Genomic DNA, 26,420 nt, shown 5'->3' with positions numbered 1-26,420 from the left:
CCGCCCGTGGGGAGATCACCCGATGACCTGGATCCTGCTCGCAGCAGGGATCGTCCTCACGCTGGGCACGGCGGTGTTCGTCGCCTCCGAGTTCTCGCTCGTGGCCCTGGACCGCCACACGGTCGAGAAGGCCCGCGACGGCGGGGACAAGCGCGCCGGCGGCGTGCTCCACGCCCTCACGCACCTCTCCACGAACCTCTCCGGCGCCCAGCTGGGCATCACCATCACCACCCTGCTGTTCGGCTTCGCCGTCCAGGACCCGCTGGCCGGGCTGCTCAGTCCTCTCGCCCGGGCCGCGGGCCTCGGCGAGGACGTCGCGGTCCCCGTCTCCGTGGTCGTGGCGATGATCATCGCCTACGCGTTCTCGATGATCTTCGGGGAGCTCGTGCCCAAGAACCTCGCGATCGCCACCCCGATGGGCACCGCCCGCATCGTCGCCCCGATCCAGCACGGCTTCACGATGCTCTTCAAGCCGCTGATCGCCGTGTTCAACGCGACCGCGAACGCCGTGCTGCGCCTGGTGAACATCGAGCCCCAGGAGGAGCTCTCGGCCGCCCGCTCACCCGCGGAGCTCGAGTCCCTCGTGCGGCACTCGGCGCGCGCCGGCACCCTCGACGAGGGCACCGCCGTGCTCCTCTCCCGCACCCTCCAGCTCGGCGACCGCGAGGCGGGTGACGTGCTCACCCACCGCGGCGCCATGGTGAGCGTCGCCGCGGACACGAGCGCCCAGGAGGTCCTCGAGCTCTCCCGCACCACGGGGCACTCCCGCTTCCCCGTCACCGACGGCGGCGAGGACGACATCGTGGGCGTCGTCCAGGTGCGCCAGGCCGTCGCGGTCCCGCGTTCCGAGCGCGCGCGCACTCCCGCGAGCGAACTGATGGCCGAGATCCCGCGCGTGCCGGAGACGGTGCCGCTGGACGACTTGCTGATCGACCTCAGGGACGTCGGCGCGCAGCTCGCCGTCGTCGTCGACGAGTACGGCGGCACCTCCGGCATCGTCACCCTCGAGGACGTCATCGAGGAGATCGTCGGCGAGGTGAGCGACGAGCACGACGACGACGAGCCCGAGCGCTTCCTGCCCGACGGCGAGGACGGCTGGAGCGTCAGCGGCCTCATGCGGCCCGACGAGATCCGCCGGGAGCTCGGCGTGCACGTGCCCGAGTCCGTCGACTACGACACGCTGGGCGGGCTCGTCATGGACAGCCTCCACCGGGTCCCCGCCGCAGGGGACGTCGTGGACGTCTCCGGCCTGCGCCTCGAGGTCGTCGAGATGGACGGGCGGCGCGTGGACCAGGTGCGGCTGAGGGCCACTGATCCCGCGGCGCTCGTGCGCCGCGAGGAGGACGACGAGGACGAGAGCGCCGACGAGCGGAAGGCGGACCACCGATGAGCGACACCGCCGCCCTGGTCCTGGGCCTGGCCATGCTGCTCGGCAACGCCTTCTTCGTGGGTGCCGAGTTCGCCGTGATGAGCGCCCGCCGCAGCCAGCTCGAGCCCCTCGTCGAGGCCGGACGCCCGGGGTCGAAGACCGCGCTGTGGGCCGTCGAGCACGTCTCCGTGATGCTCGCCGCCGCCCAGTTCGGCGTGACCGTCTGCTCGGTCACCCTGGGCGCCGTCGCCGAGCCCGCGATCGCGCACTTCCTCGAGCCCCTGCTCGAGCACCTCTCCGTGCCCGCCGTGCTCACCCACCCGATCGCCTTCGTGGTGGCCCTGCTCATCGCCTCCTACCTGCACGTGGTGTTCGGCGAGATGGTCCCCAAGAACATCTCGATCGCCGTGCCCGTGGGCGCGGTGCTCGTGCTCGCCACGCCCCTCGTGCTCGTGGCGCGCGTGCTCACCCCGGTGATCTGGGTGCTCAACCACACGGCGAACATGATCCTGCGCCTGCTGGGCGTCCAGCCCAAGGACGAGGTCGAGTCGCGCTTCACCGCGGAGGAGATCTCCGCGATAGTCGACGAGTCCCGCCGCGAGGGGCTCCTCGAGGACGAGCAGGGGCTCCTGCAGGGCGCCATCCAGTTCTCCGACCGCACCGCGGGGGACGTCATGGTGCCCATGGCCGACGTCGTCACCGTCACCTACGACGTCACCCCGGGCCAGATCGAGCAGATCGTCGCGACCACGGGCTTCAGCCGCATCGGGGTGCGCAACGACGCGGGGGATCTGGTGGGGTACGTCCATCTCAAGGACGTGCTGCTGCCGGCCGACGCCCCCGAGGAGGACTACGACCGGCCGATCCATCCCGGGATCGTGCGCGCCGTGGTGTCCGTGGCCGACGACGACGAGATCGAGGAGGCCCTGCGCGCCATGCAGTACAACGGTGCGCACCTGGCCCGCGTCGACGCCCCGACCTCGCGCAGCGTGGGCGCCGTGTTCCTCGAGGACGTCCTGGAGGAGCTCGTGGGCGAGGTCAAGGACGTCATGCAGCGCAGCCGGGCCTGACGCCCGGTCCGGCGCCCGTGCGCCGAGGTGACCGACACGACACGCGGCCTGCGCGGTGGGTCAAGGGTCTTTACCCGCCTGTGGGGCGGGGCAAAGGTTCGGTAATGAGGTCGCTTCCTGTGACGTCGGACCTCTCTGACCTGGGTAGCTTGGACCGCGTTGTTCGGCGACGCGTCCTTCCCCGTCCGGCGTCGCACCCCGGGCACTCACCAGGACTCTGCGTCTCCGACCCCCCTTCAGGAGCTCCATCGTGGCGAATCATCGCGCCCTCGGCCGGGCACACGTCCGGACGCTGCGCACAGGTAGCGCCTCCCATCGTGACTCGGCAGTGCAGGCCGGTGTGCTGAAGGTCGGCGTGCTCGGCGCGCTCGCGACCGCCACCATCGCGTTCCCGCTCGCGTCCGCGAGCGCGGGCGGCCAGTCCGCTCCGCTGCCCACCATCAACGGCGGCCAGTCCGCCGCGCAGGCGAAGGCCGCGAGCGCACAGCTCGCCCCGGTCTCCATCGCCACGGCTGCCGAGGGCTCCGACGCGGAGGACGCCGACGCGGCGTCGGCCGCCTCGTCCTCGCAGGAGGCCACCGGTGACCTCTCCGTGGAGACCTCGCCCAACGCGGAGGCCATCGAGGCCCTGGGCGGCGAGTCCGACGAGGGCTTCATCCACCCGGTGAACGCCCGGATCACCTCTCCGTACGGTGAGCGCGTCCACCCGGTGCTGCACACGCGCATCATGCACGACGGCGTCGACTTCGGCGCGGCCTGCGGCACCGACGTGCGCGCCGCCGCGGCCGGCACCGTGGTCGCCGTCGAGCACAACTCGGCCTCGGGCAACCGTGTGAAGATCGACCACGGCGACGGCGTCATCACCGGCTACTACCACCTCTCCTCGTTCAAGACGAGCGTGGGCGCGAAGGTCGAGCAGGGCGACGTCATCGGAGAGGTCGGCTCGACCGGCCGTTCCACCGGCTGCCACCTGCACTTCGCGAAGATGGACGAGTCCGGGACCTACTCGAACCCGATGTCGCTGTTCAAGTGACCTCGCTGAGTGCGGTGGCCCCCGCGACCTCTGACGGAGGAGTCCTGTGAGCGGCGTCCCCGTCGTCCTGGGTGTCGAGTCCTCGTGCGACGAGACCGGCTTCGGCATCGTCAGCGACGGCGTCCTGCTCGGCCAGGGCCTCGCCTCGAGCGCCTCCCAGCATGCCGAGTTCGGGGGAGTGGTCCCCGAGATCGCGGCCCGCGCCCACCTCGAGGCGGCCGTCCCCACCCTGCGCATCGCCCTGCACGACGCCGGCGTCGAGCTGCGCGACATCACGCACGTCGCCGCGACCTCCGGACCCGGCCTCGCGACCGCCGTGCACGTGGGGCTTGCCGCTGCGAAGTCCGTCGCCTGGTCCCTCGGCGTCCCGCTGTTCGGAGTGCATCATCTCGCCGGGCATGCCGCGGCCGACACCCTCGAGCACGGCCCGCTGCCCGCGCAGTCGATCATCCTCATCGTCTCCGGCGGGCACACCTCGATCCTCCACGTGAAGGATCTGGTCGCCGACCCCATCGAGCACCTCGGCGACACCCTCGACGACGCCGCCGGCGAGGCCTTCGACAAGGTCTCGCGACTGCTGGGCCTCGGCTACCCGGGCGGCCCCGCGATCTCGAAGGCGGCCGTCGGGGGGGATCCGGAGGCGTTCTCCTTCCCCCGCGCCATGCTTCGCCCGGGCGATCAGCCGTACGTCTTCTCCTTCTCCGGGCTGAAGACGGCCGTGGCGCGCACCGTCGAGTCCCTCGAGCGCGCGGGCGAGGAGGTGCCCGTCGCCGACATCGCCGCCTCCTTCGAGCAGGCCGTCGTGGACGTGCTGGTCACCAAGGCGCTGCGCGCGGTGCAGGAGAAGGGCCTCGACACCCTGGTCATCGTCGGGGGAGTGGCCGCGAACCAGCGGCTGCGCGCCGTCGCCCAGGAGCGCTGCGACGCCGCGGGCGTCGAGCTGCGGATCCCGCCGATCCGGCTGTGCACCGACAACGGAGCGATGATCGCCGCGGTCGGCGACCTGCTGGTGCGCGGCGGCGCCTCGCCGAGCGGGCTGCAGATCGCCGCGGACCCGTCGGCCGTGCTCCATGGCGCGCAGCTGCCGTTGCCCGCGGGCTTCGCCGTCTGAGACCTGTGCCTCACTCGCGCCGCGCGCCCCGGCTCGGGGCGCGGGCGACGGGGTCCTCGCGCTAGACTGTCACGGTCCGCCCGCGTAGCTCAGTGGATAGAGCGTCTGCCTCCGGAGCAGAAGGTCGTAGGTTCGAATCCTGTCGCGGGCACCGACGGAATCCCCGGTCGGAGACCTCTCGAGGTCGCCGGCCGGGGATTCCTGCGTGCGGGGGTGGGGTGCGGGCGCGCCCCGGAGCTCACTCCTCGCCGGTGCGCAGCTCCAGCAGGCGCTCGAGGAGATCGGCGACCGCGTCGGTGCCCCCGATCCGGAAGGCGGCGGCGGTGTCGCCATCGCCCACCTTCACCCCCAGGTCCCCGTCCTCGAGGATCGCGAAGACGTTCTCGTCGGTCACGTCGTCGCCGAGGTAGAGGACCGCGTCGGCCGCGGCGGCCCGGCCGAGCGCGCGCACGGCGGTGCCCTTGTGGGAGTCGACCACGGAGAACTCGACGACCTCCTTGCCCGGCGTGACGGTGACGTCGGGGAGGCCGCGCGCGAACTCGAGCGCGGCCTCGGTGGCGTTGCCCGCGCCGCGCCCCTTCGCGTTGCGCGTGTGCAGCACGGCAGAGGCGGGCTTGACCTCGACCTCCGCCCCCGGGTGCTGGTCGGCGATGTGCTGGAGACGGCGCGCGATGGAGTCGCGCAGGTTCTGCCGGGTCTCGTCCATGGTCATCGTGCCCGCGTCCATGACGTCGGCGTGCAGGTCCGAGGGCAGAGCCCCGACCTCGGCGCCGTGCGAGCCGACGAGCGCGACGGAGCTGGGCATCCCCGCGTGGTGCTGCAGATCCTCGAGCGCACGCCCGGAGACGAGCGCGACGTTCACCCCGGACAGCTCGGTGAGCTCCCGGAGCGCGCCGATCGAGCGGGGGTTCGCCTGCACCGCGTCGCGGTCGGCGACGATCGGTGCGAGCACGCCGTCGAAGTCCGAGGCGACGAGGATCCGCGGGGTGTCCGCGAAGGCCTCGAGCGCCGCGTCGAGCTGCGCGGCGTCCGGGATCTCGTCCCCGGACAGCCGGATGATCGGGGCCGACGGGGGAGCGGGCTCGCCGACGGACTCGAGCTCGTCGAGGAAGTGCTTCGCCCAGGACTGCACGTCGTGGTCGAGGACCTGCCGGCGCAGGGAGGTCATCATCTCCTCCTGCTCCTCCTCGGGCATGCTCAGCGCACGCAGCGCCGCGGACTTCAGCTCGTCGATGTCGTGCGGGTTCACCAGCAGTGCGGCGCGCAGCTCGTCGGCCGCTCCGGCGAACTCGGAGAGCACCAGCACGCCGCGCAGGTCGGGTCGCGAGGCGACGTACTCCTTCGCGACGAGGTTCATCCCATCGCGCAGGGCGGTCACCAGCACCACGTCGGCCGCCATGTACAGAGCCGTCATGTCCCGCCGGTTGAAGGAACGGTGCAGGTAGGAGATGGCCGGGCGGCCGATGGGGGCGTGGTCGCCGTTGATGCGGCCGACGGTCAGCTCGACCTCGTCGCGCAGCTGCCGATAGGCGTCGACCCTCTCTCGCGAGGGCGTGGCGACCTGCACGAGAACCGTCTCGCGAGGATCGATGGAGCCGTCGTTCAGCAGCTCGCCCCAGGCCTTGAGGCGGTGGCGGATGCCCTTGGTGTAGTCGAGACGATCGACGCCCAGCACGACGTTCTCGGGATCCCCCAGGTCGTGGCGCAGCTGGCGGGCGCGCTCCTTGATCTCCGGATCCTCTGTCAGCTCGGTGACGGCCTGGGTGTCGAGCGAGATCGGGAAGGTCCCGGCGATCACGTCGCGCGGTTCGACCGCGCCGATCCCGGGCACCGTGACGGTGCGCTGATCGACCTGGTAGCCCAGCAGGTGGCGCACCGATGCGAGGAAGTTCAGGGTGTCGCTCTCGCGCTGGAAGCCCACGAGGTCCGCGCCCAGCAGGCCGCGGAGGACCTGGTTGCGCTTGGGCAGCTGGCTGAACAGCTCGACGGGCGGGAAGGGGATGTGGTTGAAGAAGCCGATGCGGACGTCCGGTCGCTCGGAGCGGATCATCTCCGGCACGAGCTGGAGCTGGTAGTCGTGCACCCAGATCGTGCCGCCGGGCGCGGTCACGGCTGCCGCGGCCTTGGCGAAGCGGCGGTTCGCGCCCACGTAGGTGTCCCACCAGGTGCGGTGGTAGGCGGGGTCGACGATCACGTCGTGGTAGAGCGGCCAGAGGGTCGCGTTCGAGAAGCCCTCGTAGTACTTCTCGATGTCGGTCGCGTCGAGGGAGACCGGGTACAGGTCCATGCCGTCTGCGCGGAACGGCTCGGGCGCCTCACCCGGGGAGCCGGCCCAGCCCACCCAGGCCGCCGAGTCGACGTTCCGCATCACGCTCTCCATGGCGGTGACCAGACCGCCGGGACTCGTCACCCACTCGGTGGCGCCGTCGGGAAGGGTCTTCGCGTCGACCGGAAGACGGTTGGCGACGACCACCAGATCGTGCAGTTCTTGCGATGCCACAGGGGCCTCCTGACATGGGGGGACGACACCGTCAGGCTATCAAGTGAGAGGGGTCACGAAGACCCCGCGATGGCTGCGCGACGCGCGTCGCGATCGCCCGCCGGGGACCCGTCCACGACCGCACCATGGCGTCGCCATCTGACTCCTCACCAGGACCGATGAGTGCATGACGGGATGCGTGGAGCTATCCTCGCCGCCCGGTGCGCACTCGGCGTGCAGAGGGCGGGAGAGGCCAAGGCGGCAGGCGCGCACCGCAGCACGGGTGCGCCGCTCCTCACTGCGTGGACACGGCCAGCGAGCGGGCGACCGCGCCGCATAGTGTTCGTCCTCGGGACCGCGCCCGCGTTCGCACGGATGCGCGGGCCCCGGGGGTCGGCCGGAGAGGCCGAACGCTCTGCACGCCCGACCCCGATGCCCGATGCCCGATGCCCGACCCAGGAGGCCACGCGCGATGCGAGCCCATGAAGCAGGAGCCCTGCACGGCAACGACGCCGCGCCCACCTGGCTGCCCTTTCCCACTGATGTCAACGCCCTGATCCCCGGACTCTGGTCGAGCACCTGCGTGCGCGACGCGGACGGGGCCCTCGAGATCGGCGGAGTGAGCACCACGACCCTCGCCGAGGAGGTCGGCACCCCCGCATTCGTGCTGGACGAGGACGACTTCCGCGAGCGCGCCCGCGCCTTCCGCACCGCCTTCACCACGGCCTTCGCCCCCCACGCCGGGGCCGACGTCTACTACGCCGGCAAGGCGTTCCTCTGCGGAGCCGTCGCCCGCTGGGTCGACGAGGACGGTCTGGGCCTGGACGTGTGCACCGGCGGCGAGCTCGCCGTCGCGCTGCGCGCAGGGTTCCCTGCCGACCGCATGGCCCTGCACGGCAACAACAAGTCCGATCGCGAGATCGCCCGTGCGCTCGAAGCGGGCGTCGGCCGCATCGTCATCGACTCCCTCGCCGAGGTCCGGCAGGCCGCGCGCGTGGCGTCGGACCTGGGCGTGCAGGCGCACGTCATGCTGCGCGTGACCACCGGCGTCGAGGCGCACACCCACGAGTTCATCGCGACCGCCCACGAGGACCAGAAGTTCGGCCTCTCGATCACCTCCGGCGACGCCCTGACGGCCGTGCGGGAGGTGCTCGCGAGCCCCGAGCTGGACCTCGTCGGCCTGCACTCGCACATCGGCTCCCAGATCTTCGACGTCGGCGGCTTCGAGGTCGCCGCCCGCCGCGTCCTCGACCTCGTCGCCCAGGTCCGCGAGGAGCTCGGGCACACCATCGAGCACCTCGACCTCGGCGGGGGCTTCGGTGTCATGTACAACACGCAGCACACGCCCTCGACGCCCGAGGCCCTCGCGAGCGGCATCGCCGCGATCATCGAGAAGGAGTGCCACGAGCTCGAGCTCGAGGTCCCGCACGTGGCGTTCGAGCCCGGGCGCGCGATCGCCGGGCCCTCGACCCAGACCCTCTACACGGTGGGCACCGTGAAGGACGTGCGACTGGGCGGCCCGCACCACCGCGTGTATGTCTCGGTCGACGGCGGCATGAGCGACAACGTCCGCACCGCCCTGTACGACGCCGACTACTCGTGCCTGCTCGCCGGCCGCGTCTCCGACGCCCCGCCCGAGGTGGTGCGCGTGGTCGGCAAGCACTGCGAGAGCGGCGACATCGTGGTCAAGGACGAGTACCTGCCCGCCGACGTGCAACGCGGGGACCTCGTCTCGGTGCCCGTCACCGGCGCCTACTGCTACTCGCTGGCCTCGAACTACAACCACGTGCCGCGGCCCCCGGTGGTCGCGGTGAAGGACGGCCGATGGCGCACCCTCGTGCGTCGCGAGAGCGAGGAGGACCTGCTCGCCCTCGACGTCGGCTGAGGGGAGCGCCCGCCACGGGCGTCCCTCGCACGACGCATACGGACACATGGCGACGCGTTCGCGTCTCGGAGTTGGATACAGTTTCCTGAGCCCGCGGTGCCCTCGAGCCCGCAGGCCACGCTGGAATCGCCCGTCGTCGCCCGGATTCTGCGGAAGGACCACTGATGACTGATCCCCTGCCCGACCACGCCCCGCTGCGGGTCGCCGTGCTCGGCGCCGGCACCGTCGGAGCCGACGTGCTGCGCGTCATCGGCACCAGCGGAGACGAGCTCGCGCACCGCATCGGCGCGCCGCTCGAGGTCACGGGCATCGCCGTGACGGACCTCGGCAAGGACCGCGGGGAGCACGTGGACGCATCCCTGCTCACCGATGATCCGGCCTCCGCGATCGCGGGCGCGGACATCGTCGTCGAGCTGATGGGAGGCATCGAGCCCGCCCGCACCCTGCTGCTCGAGGCGATGGCGCACGGCGCGAGCGTCGTGACCGCGAACAAGGCCCTGCTCGCGCAGGACGGCGTCGCCCTCTACGAGGCGGCCGACGCGAACGGCGTGGACCTGCACTTCGAGGCGGCCGTCGCCGGCGCGATCCCGCTGGTGCGGCCGATCCGCGAGTCGCTCGCGGGCGACCGCATCGGCAAGGTGCTCGGCATCGTCAACGGCACCACGAACTACGTCCTCGACGCGATGGCCCGCACCGGCGCCTCCTTCGACGACGCCCTGGCCAGCGCGCAGGAGCTCGGCTACGCCGAGGCGGACCCGACGGCCGACGTCGAGGGCCACGACGCCGCCGCGAAGGCCTCGATCCTCGCGTCCCTCGCCTTCCACACCCGCGTGGGCATGCAGGACGTGCACTGCGAGGGCATCACGACGGTCACCGCCGCCGACATCGCCGCCGCCTCCCGCATGGGACGCACGATCAAGCTGCTCTCGATCGTCGAGCGCGTCGAGGAGGAGGGCGAGGAGCGCGTCTCCGCGCGCGTCTACCCGGCGATGCTCCCCGACAGCCACCCGCTCGCCTCGGTGTCCGAGGCCTACAACGCGGTGTTCGTCGAGGCCGAGGCCGCCGGCTCCCTCATGTTCTACGGGCAGGGCGCGGGCGGCGCGCCGACGGCGTCCGCGGTCCTGGGCGACCTCGTGACCGTCGCCCGCCAGCGCGTGCACGGCGGCGTGGGCCCGCGCGAGTCGCGCTACGCGGACCTCGGGATCATCCCGGTCGACGCGCTGCGCAATGCCTTCTACGTCTCCCTCACCGTGCAGGACAAGCCCGGCGTGCTCGCCGAGGTCGCCGGCACCCTGTCCTCCCACGGCATCTCGATCTCGACGATCCATCAGGAGACGGAGCCGGCCGAGGAGGGCGAGCCGGAGCGCGCGCGCATCGGCATCGCCACCTACCGGGCGCTCGAGTCCGCGATGGACTCCGCCCTGGACGACCTGGACAGCTCCGGGGCCGTCCTCACGATCGATTCCGTGATCCGCCTCGAAGGAGAATGACCCGATGGCACACCAGTGGCGCGGCGTGCTCGCCGAATACCGCGAGCACCTCCCGTTCTCCGACGAGGACACCCTGCTGACGCTCGGCGAGGGCGGCACGCCCCTCGTGCACTCGCCCACCCTCTCGCGCACGGTCGGCGCCGATGTCCACGTCAAGGTCGAGGGCATGAACCCCACCGGCTCCTTCAAGGACCGCGGCATGGTCTCCGCGATGTCCCGGGCCGTGTCCGACGGCGCGAAGTCCGTGGTGTGCGCCTCGACGGGCAACACCAGCGCCTCGGCCGCCGCCTACGCGACGCGCGCCGGGATCACGTGCGCCGTGCTCCTGCCGCAGGGCAAGATCGCCGCCGGCAAACTCGCCCAGGCCGTCGTCCACGGGGCGAAGCTCATCCAGGTCGAGGGCAACTTCGACGACTGCCTCGAGATCGCCCGCAAGCTCGACGCCGCCCACCCCGTGGAGCTCGTGAACTCCGTGAACCCCTTCCGGCTCCAGGGGCAGAAGACGGGCGCCTTCGAGGTCTGCGATGCGCTCGGCAAGGCCCCGGACATCCACATCCTGCCCGTGGGCAACGCGGGGAACATCTCCGCCTACTGGATGGGATACACCGAGTACCGCGACAAGGGCATCACCGGCTCCGCCCCCGCCATGTGGGGCTTCCAGGCCGAGGGCGCCGCGCCCTTCAAGGCCGGCCGCCCGATCACCGATCCCGAGACGGTCGCCACCGCGATCCGCATCGGCGCGCCCGCCTCCTGGAGCCTCGCCGTCGCGGCGCGCGACGACTCGGGCGGCCTGATCGACGCCGTCTCCGACGACCAGATCCTCGACGCGCAGGCGCTGCTCGCGGGCGAGGTCGGCATCTTCGTCGAGCCCGCCTCGGCCGCGGGGGTCGCCGGGCTCCTCCAGCAGGCGGAGAAGGGGCTCGTGCCCCGCGGCGCGACCATCGCGATCACCGTCACCGGCAACGGGCTCAAGGACATCGACACCGCGCTCACCCGTCAGGACCTGACCCCGACCGTCATCCCGGTCGACGTCGAGGCCGCGGCCGACGCGATGGGGCTGTGAGCCGCCCGGCATGAGGATCACCACCGAGCGCGTCGGCGTGCGCGTGCCCGCCACCAGCGCGAACCTGGGGCCGGGCTTCGACGCGCTGGGCCTCGCCCTGCACCTCGTGGACGACCTCGAGCTCGAGGCCACCACGGGCCCGGTCGAGGTCACCGTCGAGGGGGAGGGCGCGGGCGACGTCCCGGCAGGGGAGGACCACCTCGTGGTGCGCGCCCTGCGCCGGGGCCTCGACCACGCGGGCGCCCCGCAGGCCGGGGTGCGCCTGCACTGCCGCAACCGGATCCCGCACGGGCGCGGCCTGGGCTCGAGCGCGGCGGCGACAGTCGCCGGGCTCATGCTCGCGCGCCTCCTGGTCTCCGAGCCGGAGGCCCTCGACGACCAGGTGCTGCTGGATCTGGCGACCGAGATGGAGGGCCACCCGGACAACGCCGCCCCGGCGCTGCTGGGCGGCGTGGTCCTCTCCTGGACGGACCGCGTCGGCGCCCGCGCAGAGCGCCTCGACCTCGCGGCGCCCGGCGGCCGTGCGCCACGCGGCGGCCGGACCCTGCAGAGCGGGAACGGTGCCGCGCAGGACCCGTCGATCCGCCCCGTCGTGCTCCTGCCGACGGCCCGGCTCGCCACGAGCGCGGCCCGCTCGCTGCTGCCCGAGACCGTGCCCCACGCCGACGCCGCCTTCAACGCGGCCCGGGCCGCTCTGCTCGTGCACGCGCTCACGAGCGACCCGTCGCTGCTTCTGCCCGCGACCGAGGACCGCCTGCACCAGGAGTACCGCGCCCCGGGCATGCCGCAGAGCGTCGAGCTCGTGCGCGTGCTGCGCAGCGAGGGGTACCCCGCCGTGATCTCCGGCGCGGGCCCGTCCGTGCTGGTCATAGACGGTGCGGGCCCTGCGCTCGCGCCGCTCGTGCGGCGCGTGGTCGACGACCCCCGTGCTTGGCGCATCGCCCGTGTCGGACTCTCATCGACCGGTGCGGAGCCTGTGGTACCTTGAAGCCGCGTCCGACGACGTGATCGGCCCGGCCCAGCGCCGGCGACCACGGCCCGGGGACTTCCGCACAGTGGGTGCAGAGAGGTCCTGGGTGAGGACGTACCCCAGAGAATCCCCGGCGACGCCGCGTTCGCGTGCTTCCGTGCGCTGTGCGCCACGGCCGCCCTCGGGGAGAGGACTGCCGCGAACCCCGCCGTCCACCGGCCCGGTCGCCGCGCAGCTCATGCACTCATCACGGACGCGCGCCGCGCGATCCACAGGAAGGAACCTGGGTGAACGACACCACCGCACCGCAGGGCGACAGCACGTCGCTCGCGGCGAAGAAGCTTCCCGAGCTGCAGCAGATCGCTGCCGGGCTCGGCATCAAGGGGGCGCGTCGCCTCCGCAAGGGCGAGCTCATCGACGCGATCAGCGGGGGCGGCTCCACCGCCCCGAAGAACACCTCCTCGACGAGCACCGCTCCGAAGGCCGACGCGTCGAAGACCGCGACAGCAGACGCCGCCGCGCCGCGGAGCACGGCGCCGACGAGCGGAGCCTCCGAGGGCTCGGCCTCGTCGGCCGACGCCCTGGACCTGCGCCTGGATCTGCCCGCGCAGGACGAGCGCGGCACGGGCGGGCGCCAGGAGCGCCGGGGCCGCGACGAGCGCCAGGGTCGCGACGACCGCCAGGGCCGCGACGAGCGCAGCGAGCGCCCGGCGCGCGCGGAGCAGAACGATCGCGCCGAGCGCCAGGAGCGCGGCGACCAGGGCGAGGGCCGCCAGCGCGGCGACCGTCAGGACCGCGGCGACCGCCAGGATCGTCAGGATCGCGGCGACCGTCAGGACCGCAACGACCGTTCGGGCCGCGGGGACCGCAAGGACCGCGACAACCGCAAGGACAGCAACGACCGCAACGACCACGGCGATCAGGGCGGGCGCGGATCGCGCCCTCGTCTCGAGGACATCGAGCTGCCCGATCGCACGGGTGAGGACTCCGACATGAGCCGCAACGACCAGGGCGGCCGGGGCGGCCGCGGAGACTCCGAGGACGGCCGCAACCGCCGCTCCCGCAACCGCTCGCGCGACCGCAAGCGCAAGGGCCGCAACGGCGGCGAGAACCCGCAGCAGGACGGCGGCGGCACCGGCAACGGGGGCGGCGACGACGAGCAGGTGCGCGAGGGCGAGGAGCTCGTGAGCGTCGCCGGCATCCTCGACGTGCGCGACAACAACGCCTACGTGCGCACCACCGGCTACCTGCCCGGGTCGAGCGACGTCTACGTCTCCATGAACATGGTGCGCAAGAACGGCCTGCGCAAGGGCGACGCGATCACCGGCCTGGTGCGCGCCCCCAAGGACGGCGAGGAGCAGCGCCAGGAGCAGCCCCAGCAGGGCGGCGGCGGGCGCAACCGCCGCAATCGCAGCGGCAACCAGCAGGGCAAGTACGCCCCGCTGCTCCAGGTCGACACGATCAACGGCCTCACGCCCGATCGGGCGAAGCAACGCGTGGACTTCGGCAAGCTCACCCCGCTGTACCCGGACGAGCGCCTGCGCCTGGAGACCGCGCCGAACGCGATCGCCCCGCGCATCATCGATCTGGTCTCGCCGATCGGCAAGGGCCAGCGCGGCCTCATCGTCGCGCCCCCGAAGGCCGGCAAGACGATCATCATGCAGCAGATCGCGAACGCGATCACCACGAACAACCCCGAGGCCCACCTCATGGTCGTGCTCGTCGACGAGCGCCCCGAGGAGGTCACCGACATGCAGCGCACGGTGAAGGGCGAGGTCATCGCCTCGACCTTCGACCGGCCTGCGTCGGACCACACGATCGTCGCCGAGCTCGCGATCGAGCGCGCCAAGCGCCTCGTGGAGATGGGCAAGGACGTGGTGGTGCTGCTGGACTCGCTCACCCGCCTCTCGCGCGCCTACAACCTGGCAGCCCCGGCCTCGGGCCGCATCCTCTCCGGCGGTGTCGACGCCTCGGCGCTGTACCCGCCCAAGCGGTTCTTCGGCGCCGCCCGCAATATCGAGAACGGCGGCTCGCTGACCATCCTCGCCTCGGCCCTGGTGGAGACCGGCTCCAAGATGGACGAGGTCATCTTCGAGGAGTTCAAGGGCACCGGCAACATGGAGCTGCGCCTCTCGCGGAACCTCGCGGACAAGCGCATCTTCCCGGCGGTGGACGTCAACGCCTCGAGCACCCGCCGCGAGGAGGAGCTCATGGGCAAGGAGGAGCTGGCCATCATGTGGAAGCTCCGCCGCGTGCTCGGCGCCCTCGACCAGCAGCAGGCGCTCGAGCTGCTCCTGGAGCGCGTGAAGAAGACGCAGTCGAACACCGAGTTCCTGATGACGGTCTCCAAGAACACCCCCAGCGTGGGCGGCCGCTCCGGCGACTGACCTCCCCGGGGAGTGAGCTCTCGGGTCCGGACTTCCGGGCCGATGACGGCGGGGCGGGCACTTCGGTGCCCGCCCCGCTTCGTCATCCCGGCTCCGTCATCCCTTGATCGCGCCCGCCGCGATGTTCGCGATGAAGTGGCGCGAGCCGATGATGAAGACGCCGATGAGCGGCAGCACGCTGATCAGCGCGCCCGCCATGACCATCCCGTAGTCCGTGAGGTACAGCGAGTTGAGGTTCTGCAGGGCGGTCTGCAGGGTCTGGCGCTTCGGGTCGACCAGCACGATCAACGGCCACACGTAGTCGTTCCATGCGGTGATGAACGTGAAGATGCCCAGGAACGCGAGGCCGCCGCGCATCATCGGCACGCCGATCCGGCGGTAGATGGTGAAGAAGCCGGCGCCGTCGATCCGCGCGGACTCCACGAGCTCGTCGGGGATGGACGAGCTCGCCATCTGCCGCAGCAGGAAGATGCCGAAGGCGTTCGCGGCGCCCGGGACGATGAGCGCCTGCAGCGTCCCCACCCAGCCGATCTTCGACATGAGGATGAAGCTCGGCACCAGGGAGAGGCTCCCGGGGATCAGGAAGGTCGCGATCATCAGCACGAACAGGGCGTTCTTGCCCGGGAAGTCGTACTTCGCGAAGGCGAAGGCGGCGAGGGAGTCGAAGAACATCACCAGCACGGCGCACAGCGCGGACACGATGATCGTGTTCACGAGGGCCGAGAGGATGTCCACGCTCGAGAAGAGGTTCCTCAGGTTCTCCGCGAAGCTCGTGCCGAACGTGAGACGCGGCGGGTACCCGAAGATCTGCGCGGTCGTCGATGTCGACATCACCGCGAGCCAGTAGAACGGGAACACCGACAGCAGGACGCCGACGAGGACCAGCAGATGCGTGATCACCTTCTCGAGGCGGGCGCGCGCGATCGCGGCCCGGTCGCCCGAGGTCCGCAGTCCCGGCCGGTCGTTCCCCCGCGGCCCCGTCGGGCCTCCCAGTGCTTGAGGTCCGGAGGTGCGGGTGGAATCAGCGGTGGTCATGAGCGTGCCTTCCTGCCGGTCCGACGGGGCGCGTCCCTGCGCTCGCTGAGCAGGCGCCAGTTGATGATCGCGAACACGGAGGCGAGGACGAAGAGGGCCCAGGCGATGGCCGAGCCGTAGCCGAAGTCGAACTGCGTGAATGCCTGGTTGTACTGGTAGAGCACGATGGTCATGCCGGCCTCGCCGTTGCCGCCGGCGTCGCCGAGGAGCACCTGCGGCTCGGTGAACAGGCTCAGCCCGCCGACGGTCGAGGTGATGACGGTGAAGAGGATGATCGGCCGCAGCAGCGGGATCGTCACGCGGGTGAAGATCTGCCAGGTCGAGGCGCCGTCCGTCTTCGCGGCGTCGTACAGGTCCGTCGGGATCGACTGGAGCCCGGCGAGGTAGATGATCGCGTTGTACCCGGTGAACCGCCAGATCACCATGACGGCGATGGTGACCTTGATGCCCAGGCTGCTCGAGAGCCAGGGCACGGAGTCGACATGCAGGGCGGTCAGCGCCGAGTTCACGAGTCCGAAGGAGTCGGAGAACACCGAGCCGAAGACGATCGCCATCGCGACCATGCTGGTGACGTTCGGCAGGAAGAAGGCCACCCGGTAGAACCCGCGGAAGCGAATGTTCTGGTGCAGCAGGAACGCGATGACGAGCGCCAGGAAAAGCATCGGGACCGTGGAGAGGAACCAGATGATGAACGTGTTCGCGACCGCGTTCCAGAACCGGGAGTCCTGCACGAGGTAGATGTACTGGGAGAGCCCGGCGAAGCGGATCTCGCCCATGCCGTCCCAGTCGGTGAAGGAGAGCACGATCGAGAACACGATCGGGAACAGCCCGAACACGAGGAAGAGCACGTAGAACGGGGCGATCGCGACGTACTGGGGCCAGTGGGAGAGGATCCCTCGCCAGCCGCGGGCCCGGGTGCGAGGGACGGCCGCGGCGGGGGCCCGGGCGGCGTCGACGGGCGGGGGAGTGGTCATGACGCTCATCGCTGGACTCCTCGTTTGCGCAGTGCCTTCTCGGCGGCGGCGATCGCATCGGCCCATGCGCGGTCCGGGTCCTTGCCGGCGGTCTCGACGTTGGTGATCTCGAGGGTGAAGCTGCCGGAGACGACGCTCTCCCACGTGCTGATGAACGATTCCGGCACCTGCTCGGCGGCGTGCGAGAAGAAGGCGAGCGGATCCTGGTCCCCGAAGAAGTCACCCGCGTACTTCATGGTGCCGCTCTCGTAGGAGGCGGGTGCGGAGGGGAAGAGCTGGACGTCGTTGTAGGCCTCGGCCTGGTGGTCCGGGGTGTTGATCCAGCGGATGAAGGCGAAGGCGGCCTCCGGGTCCTTGCAGGTGTGGGGGATCGCGGCGAAGGAGCCTCCGGAGTTCCCCGGGCGCACGGGCTGGTCGGCCAGGCGCCAGAGGCCCGCGGAGTCCGGCGCGGACTCCTGGATGATCTGGGACCACCACGAGGCGTTCACGTGGCCGGCCGTCTTCCCGCTGGACCACGCGGCGTTCTGGTCCGTGCCGCGGGCGTCCGGGATCCCCGCGGTGATGTGCGCGTCGATCGCGGCGACGGCCGTGTCCCAGGCCTCGCGCACCGCCGAGCCCTCGGCCGTGTACAGGGGCGTGTCCTCGGCGTCGAGGTAGCGCTCGGGGCTCGCGTTGAGGAACTGCTCGTAGATGGACTGCGCGGTGTTGACGAGCGCGGAGCCGGTCGCCTTGCGGAGCTCGGCGCCGAGTGCGATCCAGTCCTTCCACGTCGAGACCGCGGAGGAGACCTCGTCCGGTTCCGTCGGCAGCCCCGCCTTCTCGAACACGTCCTGGCGGTAGTAGAAGCCGGTCGGGCCGATGTCGAGAGGGAAGAAGCAGAAGCGCTCCTCGGGCGTGACCCCGAGCTTCCACTTCCACTCGTAGTAGTCGTCCGCGTGCTGCGCGGCCCCCAGGTCGTTCATGTCCAGGAACTGGTGCTCGTTGCGGAAGTAGAGGGCGTTGTTCGAGTTGATGTACGTGATGTCCGGGATGTAGGCGCCGCCCGCGAGGCTCGTGCGCAGCTTGGTGTCGAAGGTGGTGCCGATGACGTCGGCGCGGACGTGCCGATCCGTGCCGGGGACGTTCTTCGCGGCCTGCTCGAGGAGCTTCGGGCTGGCGGACCGGTTCCAGTACCACATGACCAGCTCATCGGGGTCGTCGGAGATCGTGGGGGAGGAGCCGCAGGCGGCCAGTCCTCCCGCTGCCAGTCCCGCCAGGCCGAGGCCTCGCAGGACGTGTCGTCGCGTGGGTGGGTGCATGGGCTCTCCTCGTCATCGAGCAGGCGGTCGGGGCCGTGAACGTTCACAGCTGGCCAGGACTATGGCACCCGCTCGCGGGGGTGTCAAGGGTCACAACTCGCCGGCGGGTCCGGCTTCTCCGACGGATGCCGGATCGTGTCTCCTGCGCATCTCCGTGCCGGCGCCCTTGGCGGCCGCGGCGGATCGACGCCTCCCGGCGGAGTTCTGCCGGGCATGGCGCCGCGGCCGACGGACGTGTAGCGTGATCCCCGCCGTGAACGTTCACGGCAGGCGGATGGGCCGCGGTGCCCGGGTGCCCCGGTGCGGTCCTCGTCCGGCATCCGCCGCAGCATCCGTCCGCCGTCCGCAGCTCCCACCCATCGACAGCGAGGTCGCATCCATGAACACCGACAGCAGCGTCCCCACCCACGACGACAGCAGCACGGAGCGCGCCGCCGCGCCCGGCGCTCCGGCCCGCCTGCGCTGGGCGGTCCTCGGGCCAGGCTCGATCGCCCGTCGCTTCGCCGGCCAGCTGCCCCACAGCGAGCTCGGCGTGCTCGTGGGCGCGGGCAGCCGCGACCCGGAGCGGGCCCGCGAGTTCGCACGCGAGTTCGGCATCGCCGAGGACCCGGGTGCCGTGATCGGCACCTACGAAGAGGTCCTGGCCTCCGATGCGGTCGACGCCGTCTACGTCTCCACGGTGCACACCGAGCACGCGCGCCTGAGCATCGCCGCCCTCGAGGCCGGCAAGCACGTGCTCTGCGAGAAGCCGCTGGCGGTGAACCACGGCACCGCGATGGCCGTCGCGGACGTCGCCCGCCGCACCGGGCGCGTGCTGCTCGAGGCCTTCATGTACCGCTTCCATCCGCAGACCGTCCAGGTGCTCGACCTCGTGCGCGAGGGCGCGATCGGCGAGCTCGTGCACGTCGACGCCTCGTTCTCGTTCGACACCGGGGCGCGCGAGGGGCGTCTGTTCGACCCGCAGATCGCCGGCGGCGGGATCCTCGACGTCGGCTGCTACCCGCTGTCCCTGGCCCGTCTGGTCGCCGGGGCCGCCGCGGGGCGCACCGTCGTCGAGCCCGCCGCGCTCCGCGCCGCAGGCACCGTCGGCCCCACGGGCGTCGACGAGTGGGCGACCGCGGAGCTCACCTTCCCGGGCGGTGCCACCGCGAGCCTGCGCACCGGTGTGCGTCTGGCGGATCCGCAGTCCGCCACGATCGCCGGCAGTCGCGGCGTGATCCGTCTCGAGGATCCGTGGACGCTCGGCGAGGACACCGTGATCAGTCTCGACGCGGCGGGCGAGGAGCCGCGCGAGATCCGCGTGGAGCACGCCCACCCCTACGCCCTGGAGGCGGACGCCCTCGCGCGCGCCGTCCTCGCCGGACGGTCCGAGGTCCCCGATCTCGATCTCGAGGCGAGCCTCGGCCAGGCGCGCGCGCTCGACGACTGGCGCGAGCAGATCGGCCTGCGCTATCCCTTCGAGTGCGAGGACTCCGCGATCCCCACCGTCTCGGGCGCCCCGCTGCGCGTGCGGGCGGACCGCGAGCACTCCGCCATGCCCTACGGCGAGATCCCGGGCGTCGGCAAGAAGATCTCCCGCCTGGTCATGGGCTGCGACAACCAGCCGAACCTCGCCCACGCCTCCGCCCTGTTCGACGCCTTCGTCGAGGCCGGCGGCACCACCTTCGACTCCGCGTACATCTACGGCGGCGGTCACCACGAGGTGCAGCTGGGGCAGTGGATCACGAACCGCGGCATCCGCGAGGACGTCGTCGTGATCACCAAGGGCGCGCACACGCCGCACTGCGACCCCGAGTCCCTGAGCCGTCAGCTGCTCGAGTCCCTCGAGCGCCAGCAGACCGACTACGCGGATCTCTACATGATGCACAGGGACAACCTCGAGATCCCCGTCGGCGAGTTCGTCGACGTGCTCAACGAGCACCTCGAGGCCGGCCGGATCCGGGCGTTCGGCGGCTCGAACTGGACGCCCGCGCGCGTCGACGAGGCGAACGCGTACGCCGCGGCCCACGGCAAGCAGGGCTTCAGCCTGCTGAGCAACCACTTCGGCCTGGCCGAGGCGCTCGACGTCCCCTGGGCCGGCTGCGTGCACGCGACCGACCCGGCCTCGAAGGCCTGGCTCGAGGAGCGGAAGATCCCGCTCTTCCCCTGGTCCTCCCAGGCCCGGGGCTTCTTCACCGGCCGCGCCGCGCCCGAGGACCGCTCGGACGCCGAGCTCGTGCGCTGCTACTACTCCGATGACAACTTCGAGCGCCTCGAGCGCGCCCGCACCCTCGCCCGCGAGTTCGGGGTCCCGCCCACCGCGATCGCGCTCGCGTATGTGCTCGCCCAGCCGTTCCCCACGTTCCCGCTGTTCGGTCCCCGCTCGATCGCGGAGATGCGATCCTCTATGGAAGGCCTCTCGGTGCAGCTGACCCCCGAGCAGGTCGCCTGGCTGGATCTTCGGGAGGGCATTGCGTGAGCAGAAGCCGTGAGAGCGCCGGTGCGCGGACGGACCGGACGACGGGCGCCCGGCGCGCCACCATCGTCGACGTCGCCACGCGCGCCGGCGTCTCGCGGCAGACGGTCACCCGGGCCATGAACGACATGCCCGGCATCAGCCCCGACACCCGCGAGCGAGTCCTCGCGGCGGCCGAGGAGCTCAACTACCGGCCCTCGCGCTTCGGACGAGGCCTCGTCTCCCAGGGGCCGCCCACCCTCGGCCTGCTGGTCAACGAGCTCACCAACACGTTCTTCCCCGAGATCGCCGCCGCCGTGATCCGCGAGAGCGCACGGCGCGGCTGGAACGTGGTGGTCGCCGAGACCGAGAACGGAGCGGAGGCCGAGGCGATCGCGACCGAGCTCGTGCGTCGGGCCGATGCCCTGCTGGGCTACAGCCTCCCGGCCGACGCCGACGAGATCGTCCCCGCGCGCATGCCGCTCGTGCGCCTCGACCTCCAGGAGGCCGACGGTGCGGGCGTGCGCTTCGCGGAGGAGGCTGCGATGAGCGAGCTCGCCGCGCATCTGGAGAGCTCCGGCACCGCTCGCGTCGCCGTGCTCGACAGCACCCGGGACGGGGAGAGCCGCCGCGCGCACGAGATGCGGGAGGTCGTCGGCCGGCGGATCGCCGCGGTGGACCTCGTCCCCGCGTCGGCGGACGGCATCCCGGCCCAGGTCGAGGCGGCGCTCGATGCGGGCGCGGACACCCTCATGGCCTGGAACGACGTGCACGCCCTGCAGGTGCTCAAGGCGCTGCGCACCCGCGGCCTGAACGTCCCCGACGACGTGCGCGTGACAGGCGTCGACGGGCTCGCGCTGGGGGAGCTCGTCTCCCCGGAGCTCACGACCATCGGCGTCGACCTCGAGGCCGTGGCCCGCGAAGCGGTCGACCTCGTGGACGGGCTGTTCACCGGACGCCTGAGCGCGGCCGACGGCGGGGCCGTGCGCACCGTGCCCTACCGGCTCGTCATCCGCGAGTCCGCCTGAGGGCGGGACGGGCCGCCTCCCGGTGCTCGGGGCTCCCGCGCGCGTCTCGGGCGCCCCCTGTGCGGAGGCCGCCGTGGGGAGTTCGTCACCCCTGCGCGTCGAGGGGTGTGCCTGCTCGTGCGCACGTGGCACAATCGGGCGTCGGTTCTGGTTCACGGCGCCCGTCGGGCACCGACCCAGCGACCTCACGAAGGAGAGATCATGAAGGCGAACATCCACCCGGATTATCACGTGACCCAGGTGACCTGCACCTGCGGCAACACGTTCACCACCCGCAGCACCAAGGGCGACGGCGAGATCCGCGCCGAGGTCTGCTCCGCCTGCCACCCGTTCTACACGGGCAAGCAGAAGATCCTGGACACCGGCGGTCGCGTGGCCCGCTTCGAGGCCCGCTACGGCAAGAAGTCCAAGTAACAGCGCTTCCGACACCGGCGGTTCCCCCTGGGGAGCCGCCGGTGTCGTGTCTCCGGCCTCCCGGTCGGGCGATGACATGATCCTGCCGGTGTCCTGATCCGAGGAGAGGCCGTGGCGCATCCCGCCGATGACCTCGACGGCCTCCCGCTCGAGCGGCTGAGCGCCCTCGAGGCGGAGCACGCCGAGCTGCAGCGGCGCATGGCCGACCCCTCCCTGCACACCGACGCCTCCCGCGCGCGACGCGTGGGACGCCGCTACGCCGAGGTCGATCAGATCGTCACCGCGCTGCGCGACCTGCGCGGTGCGGCCGAGGACCGCGATGCCGCGCGCGAGCTCGCCGCGGAGGACCCCGAGTTCGCGGCGGAGGCAGAGCGGGACGCCGAGCGCGTCGAGACCCTGCGCGAGCACCTGCGCGAGCTGCTCGCCCCCCGCGACGAGGACGACTCCCGGGACGTGCTCATGGAGATCAAGGCCGGAGCCGGCGGCGAGGAGTCCGCCCTGTTCGCCGCGGAGATGCTGCGCATGTACCGGCAGTACGCGCTCTCCCGGGGCTGGACGCTCGAGGTCATCGACTCCACCGACTCCGACCTCGGCGGCATCAAGGACGCGACCCTCTCGATCCGCGCGGGCTCGTCCGCCGTCGGCGGCGGGGCCGGGACCGGCGGGGGAGCGGCCGACGGGGTCTGGGCGCATCTCAAGCACGAGGGCGGCGTCCACCGGGTCCAGCGCGTGCCGGTCACCGAGTCCGCCGGGCGCATCCACACCTCCGCCGTCGGCGTCCTGGTGATGCCCGAGGCCGACGAGACCGACGAGGCCGAGCTGCTCGCCGAGCAGATGGTCCCCGCGAACCTGCGCATCGACGTCTTCCGCTCCTCCGGGCCCGGCGGGCAGAGCGTGAACACCACGGACTCCGCCGTGCGCATCACCCACCTGCCCACCGGCATCGTCGTCTCCTGCCAGAACGAGAAGAGCCAGCTGCAGAACCGCGAGCAGGCGATGCGGATCCTGCGCTCGCGCCTGCTGGAGGCGCGCCGCGCCGCACAGGACGCCGAGGCCTCCGCGAGCCGCCGCTCCCAGGTGCGCACCGTCGACCGCTCCGAGCGGATCCGCACGTTCAACTTCCCCGAGTCACGGGTGACCGACCACCGCACCGGCTTCAAGGCGGGCAACCTCGAGGCCGTCCTCGCCGGCGACCTCGACGCCCTCATCGAATCCTCCCGCCGCGCCGAGGCCGAGCAGCGTCTGCGCGAGGCCGCCGAGGGAGAGCTGTGAGCATCGACGTGCGGATGCGCCTGCGCACCGCGCTGTCGCGCACGACCGCCCGGCTGGGGGAGGCGGGCATCGTGTCCTCGAGCGCCGAGTCCCGCACCCTCATCGAGGCCGCCGCGCGCGCCGACGGGCCTCTGGTCATGCTCGATGCGCTCCCGGAGGACTTCGACGCGCGCCTCGAGGAGCTCGTGGCCCGCCGCGAGCGCCGGGAGCCCCTGCAGCTGATCCTGGGCCGCGCCCCGTTCCGACGGCTCCTGCTCGAGACCGCTCCCGGCGTGTTCATCCCGCGCCCGGAGACCGAGCTCGCGATCGATCTGCTGCTCGAGCACGCACGGTCGGACGAGGTGCGCACGGTCGTGGACCTCTGCACGGGCAGCGGCGCCCTCGCCGCCGCCGTCCTCGACGAGATGCCCTCCTCGCGCGTCCTCGCCCTCGAGATCGATCCCGCTGCCCGGGACCTGGCGGCCCGGAACCTCTCGGCCGTGGACCCGGAGCGCGGCGAGGTCCGGACGGGCGACGTCGGGGACGCGCAGCTGCTGGCGGACCCGGAGCCCGTGCTCGGCGCCCGCGCCGGGGGAGTCGACGCGGTGCTCGCGAACCCGCCCTACATCCCCGCCGATGCGATCCCCCGCGAGCAGGAGGTGCGCGAGCACGACCCGGCACGCGCACTCTTCGGCGGGGGAGCGGACGGACTCGACGTGCCCCGCTCCGTCGTCGCCCTCGCCGGGCGCCTGCTGCGGCCCGGCGGTCTGCTCGTGATGGAGCACGCCGACGTGCAGGGCTCGTCGACGCGCGCCCTCGCCGAGGACACGGGGTCCTTCGTCGACATCCGCACGGTCCGCGACCTCACCGGCCGCGACCGCTTCCTGGTCGCCCTCCGCGCCCACCCGTCCACCCCCAGCACGAGATGAGAGACTGAGCGCCGTGAGCGTGTACGACACCACGAACGAAGCCACCCGCGACGAGGGCCTCCAGGCCGCACAGGACGCCCTGTCCGACGGCGGCCTGATCGTGCTCCCCACCGACACCGTCTACGGCATCGGCGCGGACGCCTTCACCCCGGACGCCGTGCAGGCGCTGCTGGACGCCAAGGACCGCGGGCGCGACGCCCCACCGCCGGTGCTCGTCGGGGATCCCGCCGTGCTGCTGGGACTCGCGGTCGACGTGCCCGAGTACGCCGAGCGCCTCACGGAGGCCTTCTGGCCCGGCGCGCTCACCCTGATCCTCACCGCGCAGCCCTCGCTGAACTGGGACCTCGGGGAGACCCGGGGCACCGTCGCCCTGCGCATGCCCGACGACGAGGTCACCCTCGAGCTGCTGCGCCGCACCGGGCCGCTCGCCGTCTCGAGCGCGAACCGCCACGGAAAGCCCGCAGCGCTCAGCGTCATGGACGCCGCGACCCAGCTCGGCGACCGCGTCGAGGTCTACCTCGACGGGGGCCCCGCACGCCTGGGCACCGCCTCCACGATCATCGACACCACGGTCGAGCCCGCTGAGATCGTCCGCGAGGGCGCGCTCACCCGCGAGCAGATCGTCGAGGCCGTCGGCGACATCTTCACCGCCCCCGAGCAGGAGGAGCCCGACGCCGACGCCGACGCCGACGCCGAGACCGACGCCGGGGCCGAGACCGACGGTGACGCCGAGGTCGCAGCCGACGCCGACGTCGACGAGGCGACTGCCGAGGGCGCGTCGGCCGACGCGACGACGGTTACGGCGACCGAGGCCGACGAGCCCGCCGATGTGGAGGGCGAGGAGAACGTCGAGGACATCGGCGCCGTTGCCTTCGCCGCCGCCGGCTCCACGCCGCTGCCCGCGCCCGGCGGGAACGGGGCGGCCGCGGACGCCGACGCCGAGGACGCGCCCGTCGACACCGCCGAGCCCGTCCTGGCCGACGCGCCCGCCGACGCCGCCGAGCCCGACTTCTCCGCCGACGGACCCGGGGAGACCGGGAGCGGGAGCCGCCCCGCGTGAGGATCTACCTGTTCGTCCTGCTCCTCGCGGCGGCGGTGACCTTCCTGGTCACACCCGCGGTGCGCCTCATGGCGCGCAGGATCGGGGCGATGACGGCGGTCCGCTCGCGCGACGTGCACACGGTCGTGACCCCGCGCCTCGGGGGACTGGGGATCCTGGTGGGGGTCGCCGCGGCGATGCTCATCGCCAGCCGCATCCCCTTCCTCCACGGACTGTTCCACGAGAGCAGCCAGCCCTGGGCGATCCTCGCCGCCGCCGGGATCGTCGCCCTCCTGGGCGCCGCCGACGACAAATGGGATCTCGACTGGGTCACCAAGCTCGCGGGCCAGGTGCTCGCCGCCGTGCTGCTGGCCGCCGAGGGCGTGCGCCTGGTGTCGCTCCCGATCGGCGGCGTCACCCTGCTCTCCTCGCGCAGCGCCATCATCCTCACGGTGCTCGTCGTGGTGGTCTCGATGAACGCCGTGAACTTCGTGGACGGCCTGGACGGACTGGCCGCGGGGGTGATGGCGATCGGCGGCACGGCGTTCTTCGCCTACGCCTACATGCTCACCCGCAGCGCCTCGACCACGGACTACTCCTCGCTCGCCGCCCTGATCACCGCCGCGATGGTGGGCGCCTGTCTGGGGTTCCTCCCGCACAACCTGCCGCGCGCGAAGATCTTCATGGGCGATTCGGGCTCCATGCTGCTGGGCCTGCTGCTCGCCGCGAGCACCATCACGGTGACCGGCCAGATCGACACCGCGCAGCTGTCCGACGCGAAGGTCATCGGACAGTTCCTGCCGATCCTGCTGCCCATCGGCGTCATGTTCATCCCGTTCCTCGACTTCGTGCTCGCCGTCGTCCGCCGCATCGGCTCGGGCCACTCGCCCTTCCACGCCGACAAGCTCCACCTCCACCACCGCCTGCTCGCGATCGGCCACTCGCAGCTCGGCGCCGTCCTCATCATGTACATGTGGGCGATCGTGATCTCGGTGGGGATGCTGCTGCCGGCCCTCGTGGACATGCGCACCGTCGTGATCTTCTGGGGGATCGGGCTGCTCGTCGCCTTCGTGGTGACGATCGATCCGATCGCCCGGCTGCGCCGCCGCTCCGGGAGGCGCCACCCCGCCCACGAGCGCGAGGCCGGCTGACGCCGTCGGC

The 26,420-nt window shown here is 72.0% G+C and carries 20 protein-coding genes and 1 tRNA gene; 17 read left to right on the top strand and 4 right to left on the bottom strand.

Annotation, left to right across the window (positions count from 1 at the left end; all coding sequences use genetic code 11):
- Positions 1-22: 22 nt before the first annotated feature.
- From ACFQ53_RS06455 to ACFQ53_RS06435, 5 genes are all read left to right on the top strand, one after another.
- Positions 23-1,390 carry a hemolysin family protein gene (locus ACFQ53_RS06455; RefSeq protein WP_377856999.1) on the top strand — a complete coding sequence of 456 codons (1,368 nt, stop codon included), beginning with the start codon at positions 23-25 and terminating at the stop codon, positions 1,388-1,390.
- Positions 1,387-2,439: a hemolysin family protein gene (locus tag ACFQ53_RS06450; RefSeq protein ID WP_377856996.1), complete on the top strand. Its 1,053-nt coding sequence runs from the start codon at positions 1,387-1,389 to the stop codon at positions 2,437-2,439. Before ACFQ53_RS06455 ends, ACFQ53_RS06450 begins: the two co-directional genes overlap by 4 nt.
- Positions 2,440-2,689: 250 nt before the next feature.
- Positions 2,690-3,472, top strand: a complete 783-nt coding sequence (locus tag ACFQ53_RS06445) for a M23 family metallopeptidase (RefSeq protein ID WP_377856993.1) — start codon at positions 2,690-2,692, stop codon at positions 3,470-3,472.
- Positions 3,473-3,518: 46 nt separating this feature from the next.
- Complete coding sequence (tsaD, locus tag ACFQ53_RS06440) at positions 3,519-4,583, top strand: tRNA (adenosine(37)-N6)-threonylcarbamoyltransferase complex transferase subunit TsaD (RefSeq protein ID WP_377856991.1); 1,065 nt, start codon at positions 3,519-3,521, stop codon at positions 4,581-4,583.
- A gap of 78 nt (positions 4,584-4,661) precedes the next feature.
- Positions 4,662-4,734 (top strand) — tRNA-Arg (locus ACFQ53_RS06435).
- Positions 4,735-4,821: 87 nt separating this feature from the next.
- Here the strand turns inward: ACFQ53_RS06435 and ACFQ53_RS06430 are convergent.
- Entirely contained in the window at positions 4,822-7,083 is a 2,262-nt protein-coding gene (locus ACFQ53_RS06430) for a bifunctional alpha,alpha-trehalose-phosphate synthase (UDP-forming)/trehalose-phosphatase (RefSeq protein WP_377856988.1), read from the bottom strand.
- Between the two features lie 451 nt (positions 7,084-7,534).
- On the opposite strand from ACFQ53_RS06430, the gene lysA reads away from it, so the two are divergent.
- The 5 genes from lysA (at position 7,535) to rho (ending at position 14,857) form a co-directional block, all read left to right on the top strand.
- Positions 7,535-8,947 carry a diaminopimelate decarboxylase gene (gene lysA, locus ACFQ53_RS06425; RefSeq protein WP_377856981.1) on the top strand — a complete coding sequence of 471 codons (1,413 nt, stop codon included), beginning with the start codon at positions 7,535-7,537 and terminating at the stop codon, positions 8,945-8,947.
- A gap of 164 nt (positions 8,948-9,111) precedes the next feature.
- Positions 9,112-10,437, top strand: a complete 1,326-nt coding sequence (locus ACFQ53_RS06420) for a homoserine dehydrogenase (protein WP_377856978.1) — start codon at positions 9,112-9,114, stop codon at positions 10,435-10,437.
- A gap of 4 nt (positions 10,438-10,441) precedes the next feature.
- Positions 10,442-11,500 (top strand): threonine synthase, encoded by a 1,059-nt coding sequence (thrC, locus tag ACFQ53_RS06415; RefSeq protein WP_228358174.1) that lies wholly within the window; start codon positions 10,442-10,444, stop codon positions 11,498-11,500.
- A gap of 10 nt (positions 11,501-11,510) precedes the next feature.
- Positions 11,511-12,488 carry a homoserine kinase gene (gene thrB / locus ACFQ53_RS06410; RefSeq protein ID WP_377856974.1) on the top strand — a complete coding sequence of 326 codons (978 nt, stop codon included), beginning with the start codon at positions 11,511-11,513 and terminating at the stop codon, positions 12,486-12,488.
- Between the two features lie 269 nt (positions 12,489-12,757).
- Positions 12,758-14,857 carry a transcription termination factor Rho gene (gene rho, locus ACFQ53_RS06405; protein ID WP_377856971.1) on the top strand — a complete coding sequence of 700 codons (2,100 nt, stop codon included), beginning with the start codon at positions 12,758-12,760 and terminating at the stop codon, positions 14,855-14,857.
- 96 nt (positions 14,858-14,953) lie between these two features.
- On the opposite strand, the gene ACFQ53_RS06400 is transcribed toward rho, so the two are convergent.
- Genes ACFQ53_RS06400 through ACFQ53_RS06390 form a run of 3 tightly spaced genes read right to left on the bottom strand, consistent with a single transcriptional unit; the run spans position 14,954 to position 18,164 of the window.
- The gene (locus ACFQ53_RS06400; protein ID WP_377856968.1) at positions 14,954-15,892 is read right to left on the bottom strand and encodes a carbohydrate ABC transporter permease; all 939 of its coding nucleotides are present in this window, start codon (positions 15,890-15,892) and stop codon (positions 14,954-14,956) included.
- On the bottom strand, positions 15,889-16,875 hold the full coding sequence (locus tag ACFQ53_RS06395) for a carbohydrate ABC transporter permease (RefSeq protein WP_377856965.1): 987 nt from the start codon (positions 16,873-16,875) through the stop codon (positions 15,889-15,891). Before ACFQ53_RS06395 ends, ACFQ53_RS06400 begins: the two co-directional genes overlap by 4 nt.
- Positions 16,872-18,164 (bottom strand): ABC transporter substrate-binding protein, encoded by a 1,293-nt coding sequence (locus ACFQ53_RS06390; protein WP_377856962.1) that lies wholly within the window; start codon positions 18,162-18,164, stop codon positions 16,872-16,874. The genes ACFQ53_RS06395 and ACFQ53_RS06390 overlap by 4 nt, the downstream gene beginning before the upstream one ends.
- Positions 18,165-18,543: 379 nt before the next feature.
- Here ACFQ53_RS06390 and ACFQ53_RS06385 point away from each other — a divergent pair, with 379 nt between their 5' ends.
- The 7 genes from ACFQ53_RS06385 (at position 18,544) to ACFQ53_RS06355 (ending at position 26,410) form a co-directional block, all read left to right on the top strand.
- Positions 18,544-20,622, top strand: a complete 2,079-nt coding sequence (locus ACFQ53_RS06385; protein ID WP_377856959.1) for an aldo/keto reductase — start codon at positions 18,544-18,546, stop codon at positions 20,620-20,622.
- Positions 20,619-21,626 carry a LacI family DNA-binding transcriptional regulator gene (locus ACFQ53_RS06380; RefSeq protein ID WP_377856957.1) on the top strand — a complete coding sequence of 336 codons (1,008 nt, stop codon included), beginning with the start codon at positions 20,619-20,621 and terminating at the stop codon, positions 21,624-21,626. The genes ACFQ53_RS06385 and ACFQ53_RS06380 overlap by 4 nt, the downstream gene beginning before the upstream one ends.
- Positions 21,627-21,827: 201 nt before the next feature.
- Positions 21,828-22,040, top strand: coding sequence for a 50S ribosomal protein L31 (rpmE, locus tag ACFQ53_RS06375; protein WP_200500990.1), 213 nt, complete (start codon positions 21,828-21,830; stop codon positions 22,038-22,040).
- Positions 22,041-22,151: 111 nt separating this feature from the next.
- Positions 22,152-23,312, top strand: a complete 1,161-nt coding sequence (gene prfA / locus ACFQ53_RS06370) for a peptide chain release factor 1 (RefSeq protein WP_377856953.1) — start codon at positions 22,152-22,154, stop codon at positions 23,310-23,312.
- On the top strand, positions 23,309-24,220 hold the full coding sequence (gene prmC, locus ACFQ53_RS06365) for a peptide chain release factor N(5)-glutamine methyltransferase (protein WP_377856950.1): 912 nt from the start codon (positions 23,309-23,311) through the stop codon (positions 24,218-24,220). Before prfA ends, prmC begins: the two co-directional genes overlap by 4 nt.
- 13 nt (positions 24,221-24,233) lie before the next feature.
- Entirely contained in the window at positions 24,234-25,280 is a 1,047-nt protein-coding gene (locus tag ACFQ53_RS06360; RefSeq protein ID WP_377856947.1) for an L-threonylcarbamoyladenylate synthase, read from the top strand.
- Positions 25,277-26,410, top strand: a complete 1,134-nt coding sequence (locus tag ACFQ53_RS06355; protein WP_152352680.1) for an MraY family glycosyltransferase — start codon at positions 25,277-25,279, stop codon at positions 26,408-26,410. The genes ACFQ53_RS06360 and ACFQ53_RS06355 overlap by 4 nt, the downstream gene beginning before the upstream one ends.
- Positions 26,411-26,420: the final 10 nt, after the last annotated feature.

The organism is Brachybacterium sp. NPDC056505 (assembly GCF_042794925.1).
Lineage (GTDB): Bacteria > Actinomycetota > Actinomycetes > Actinomycetales > Dermabacteraceae > Brachybacterium > Brachybacterium kimchii.
This window is presented reverse-complemented; position numbering and strand designations above follow the sequence as displayed.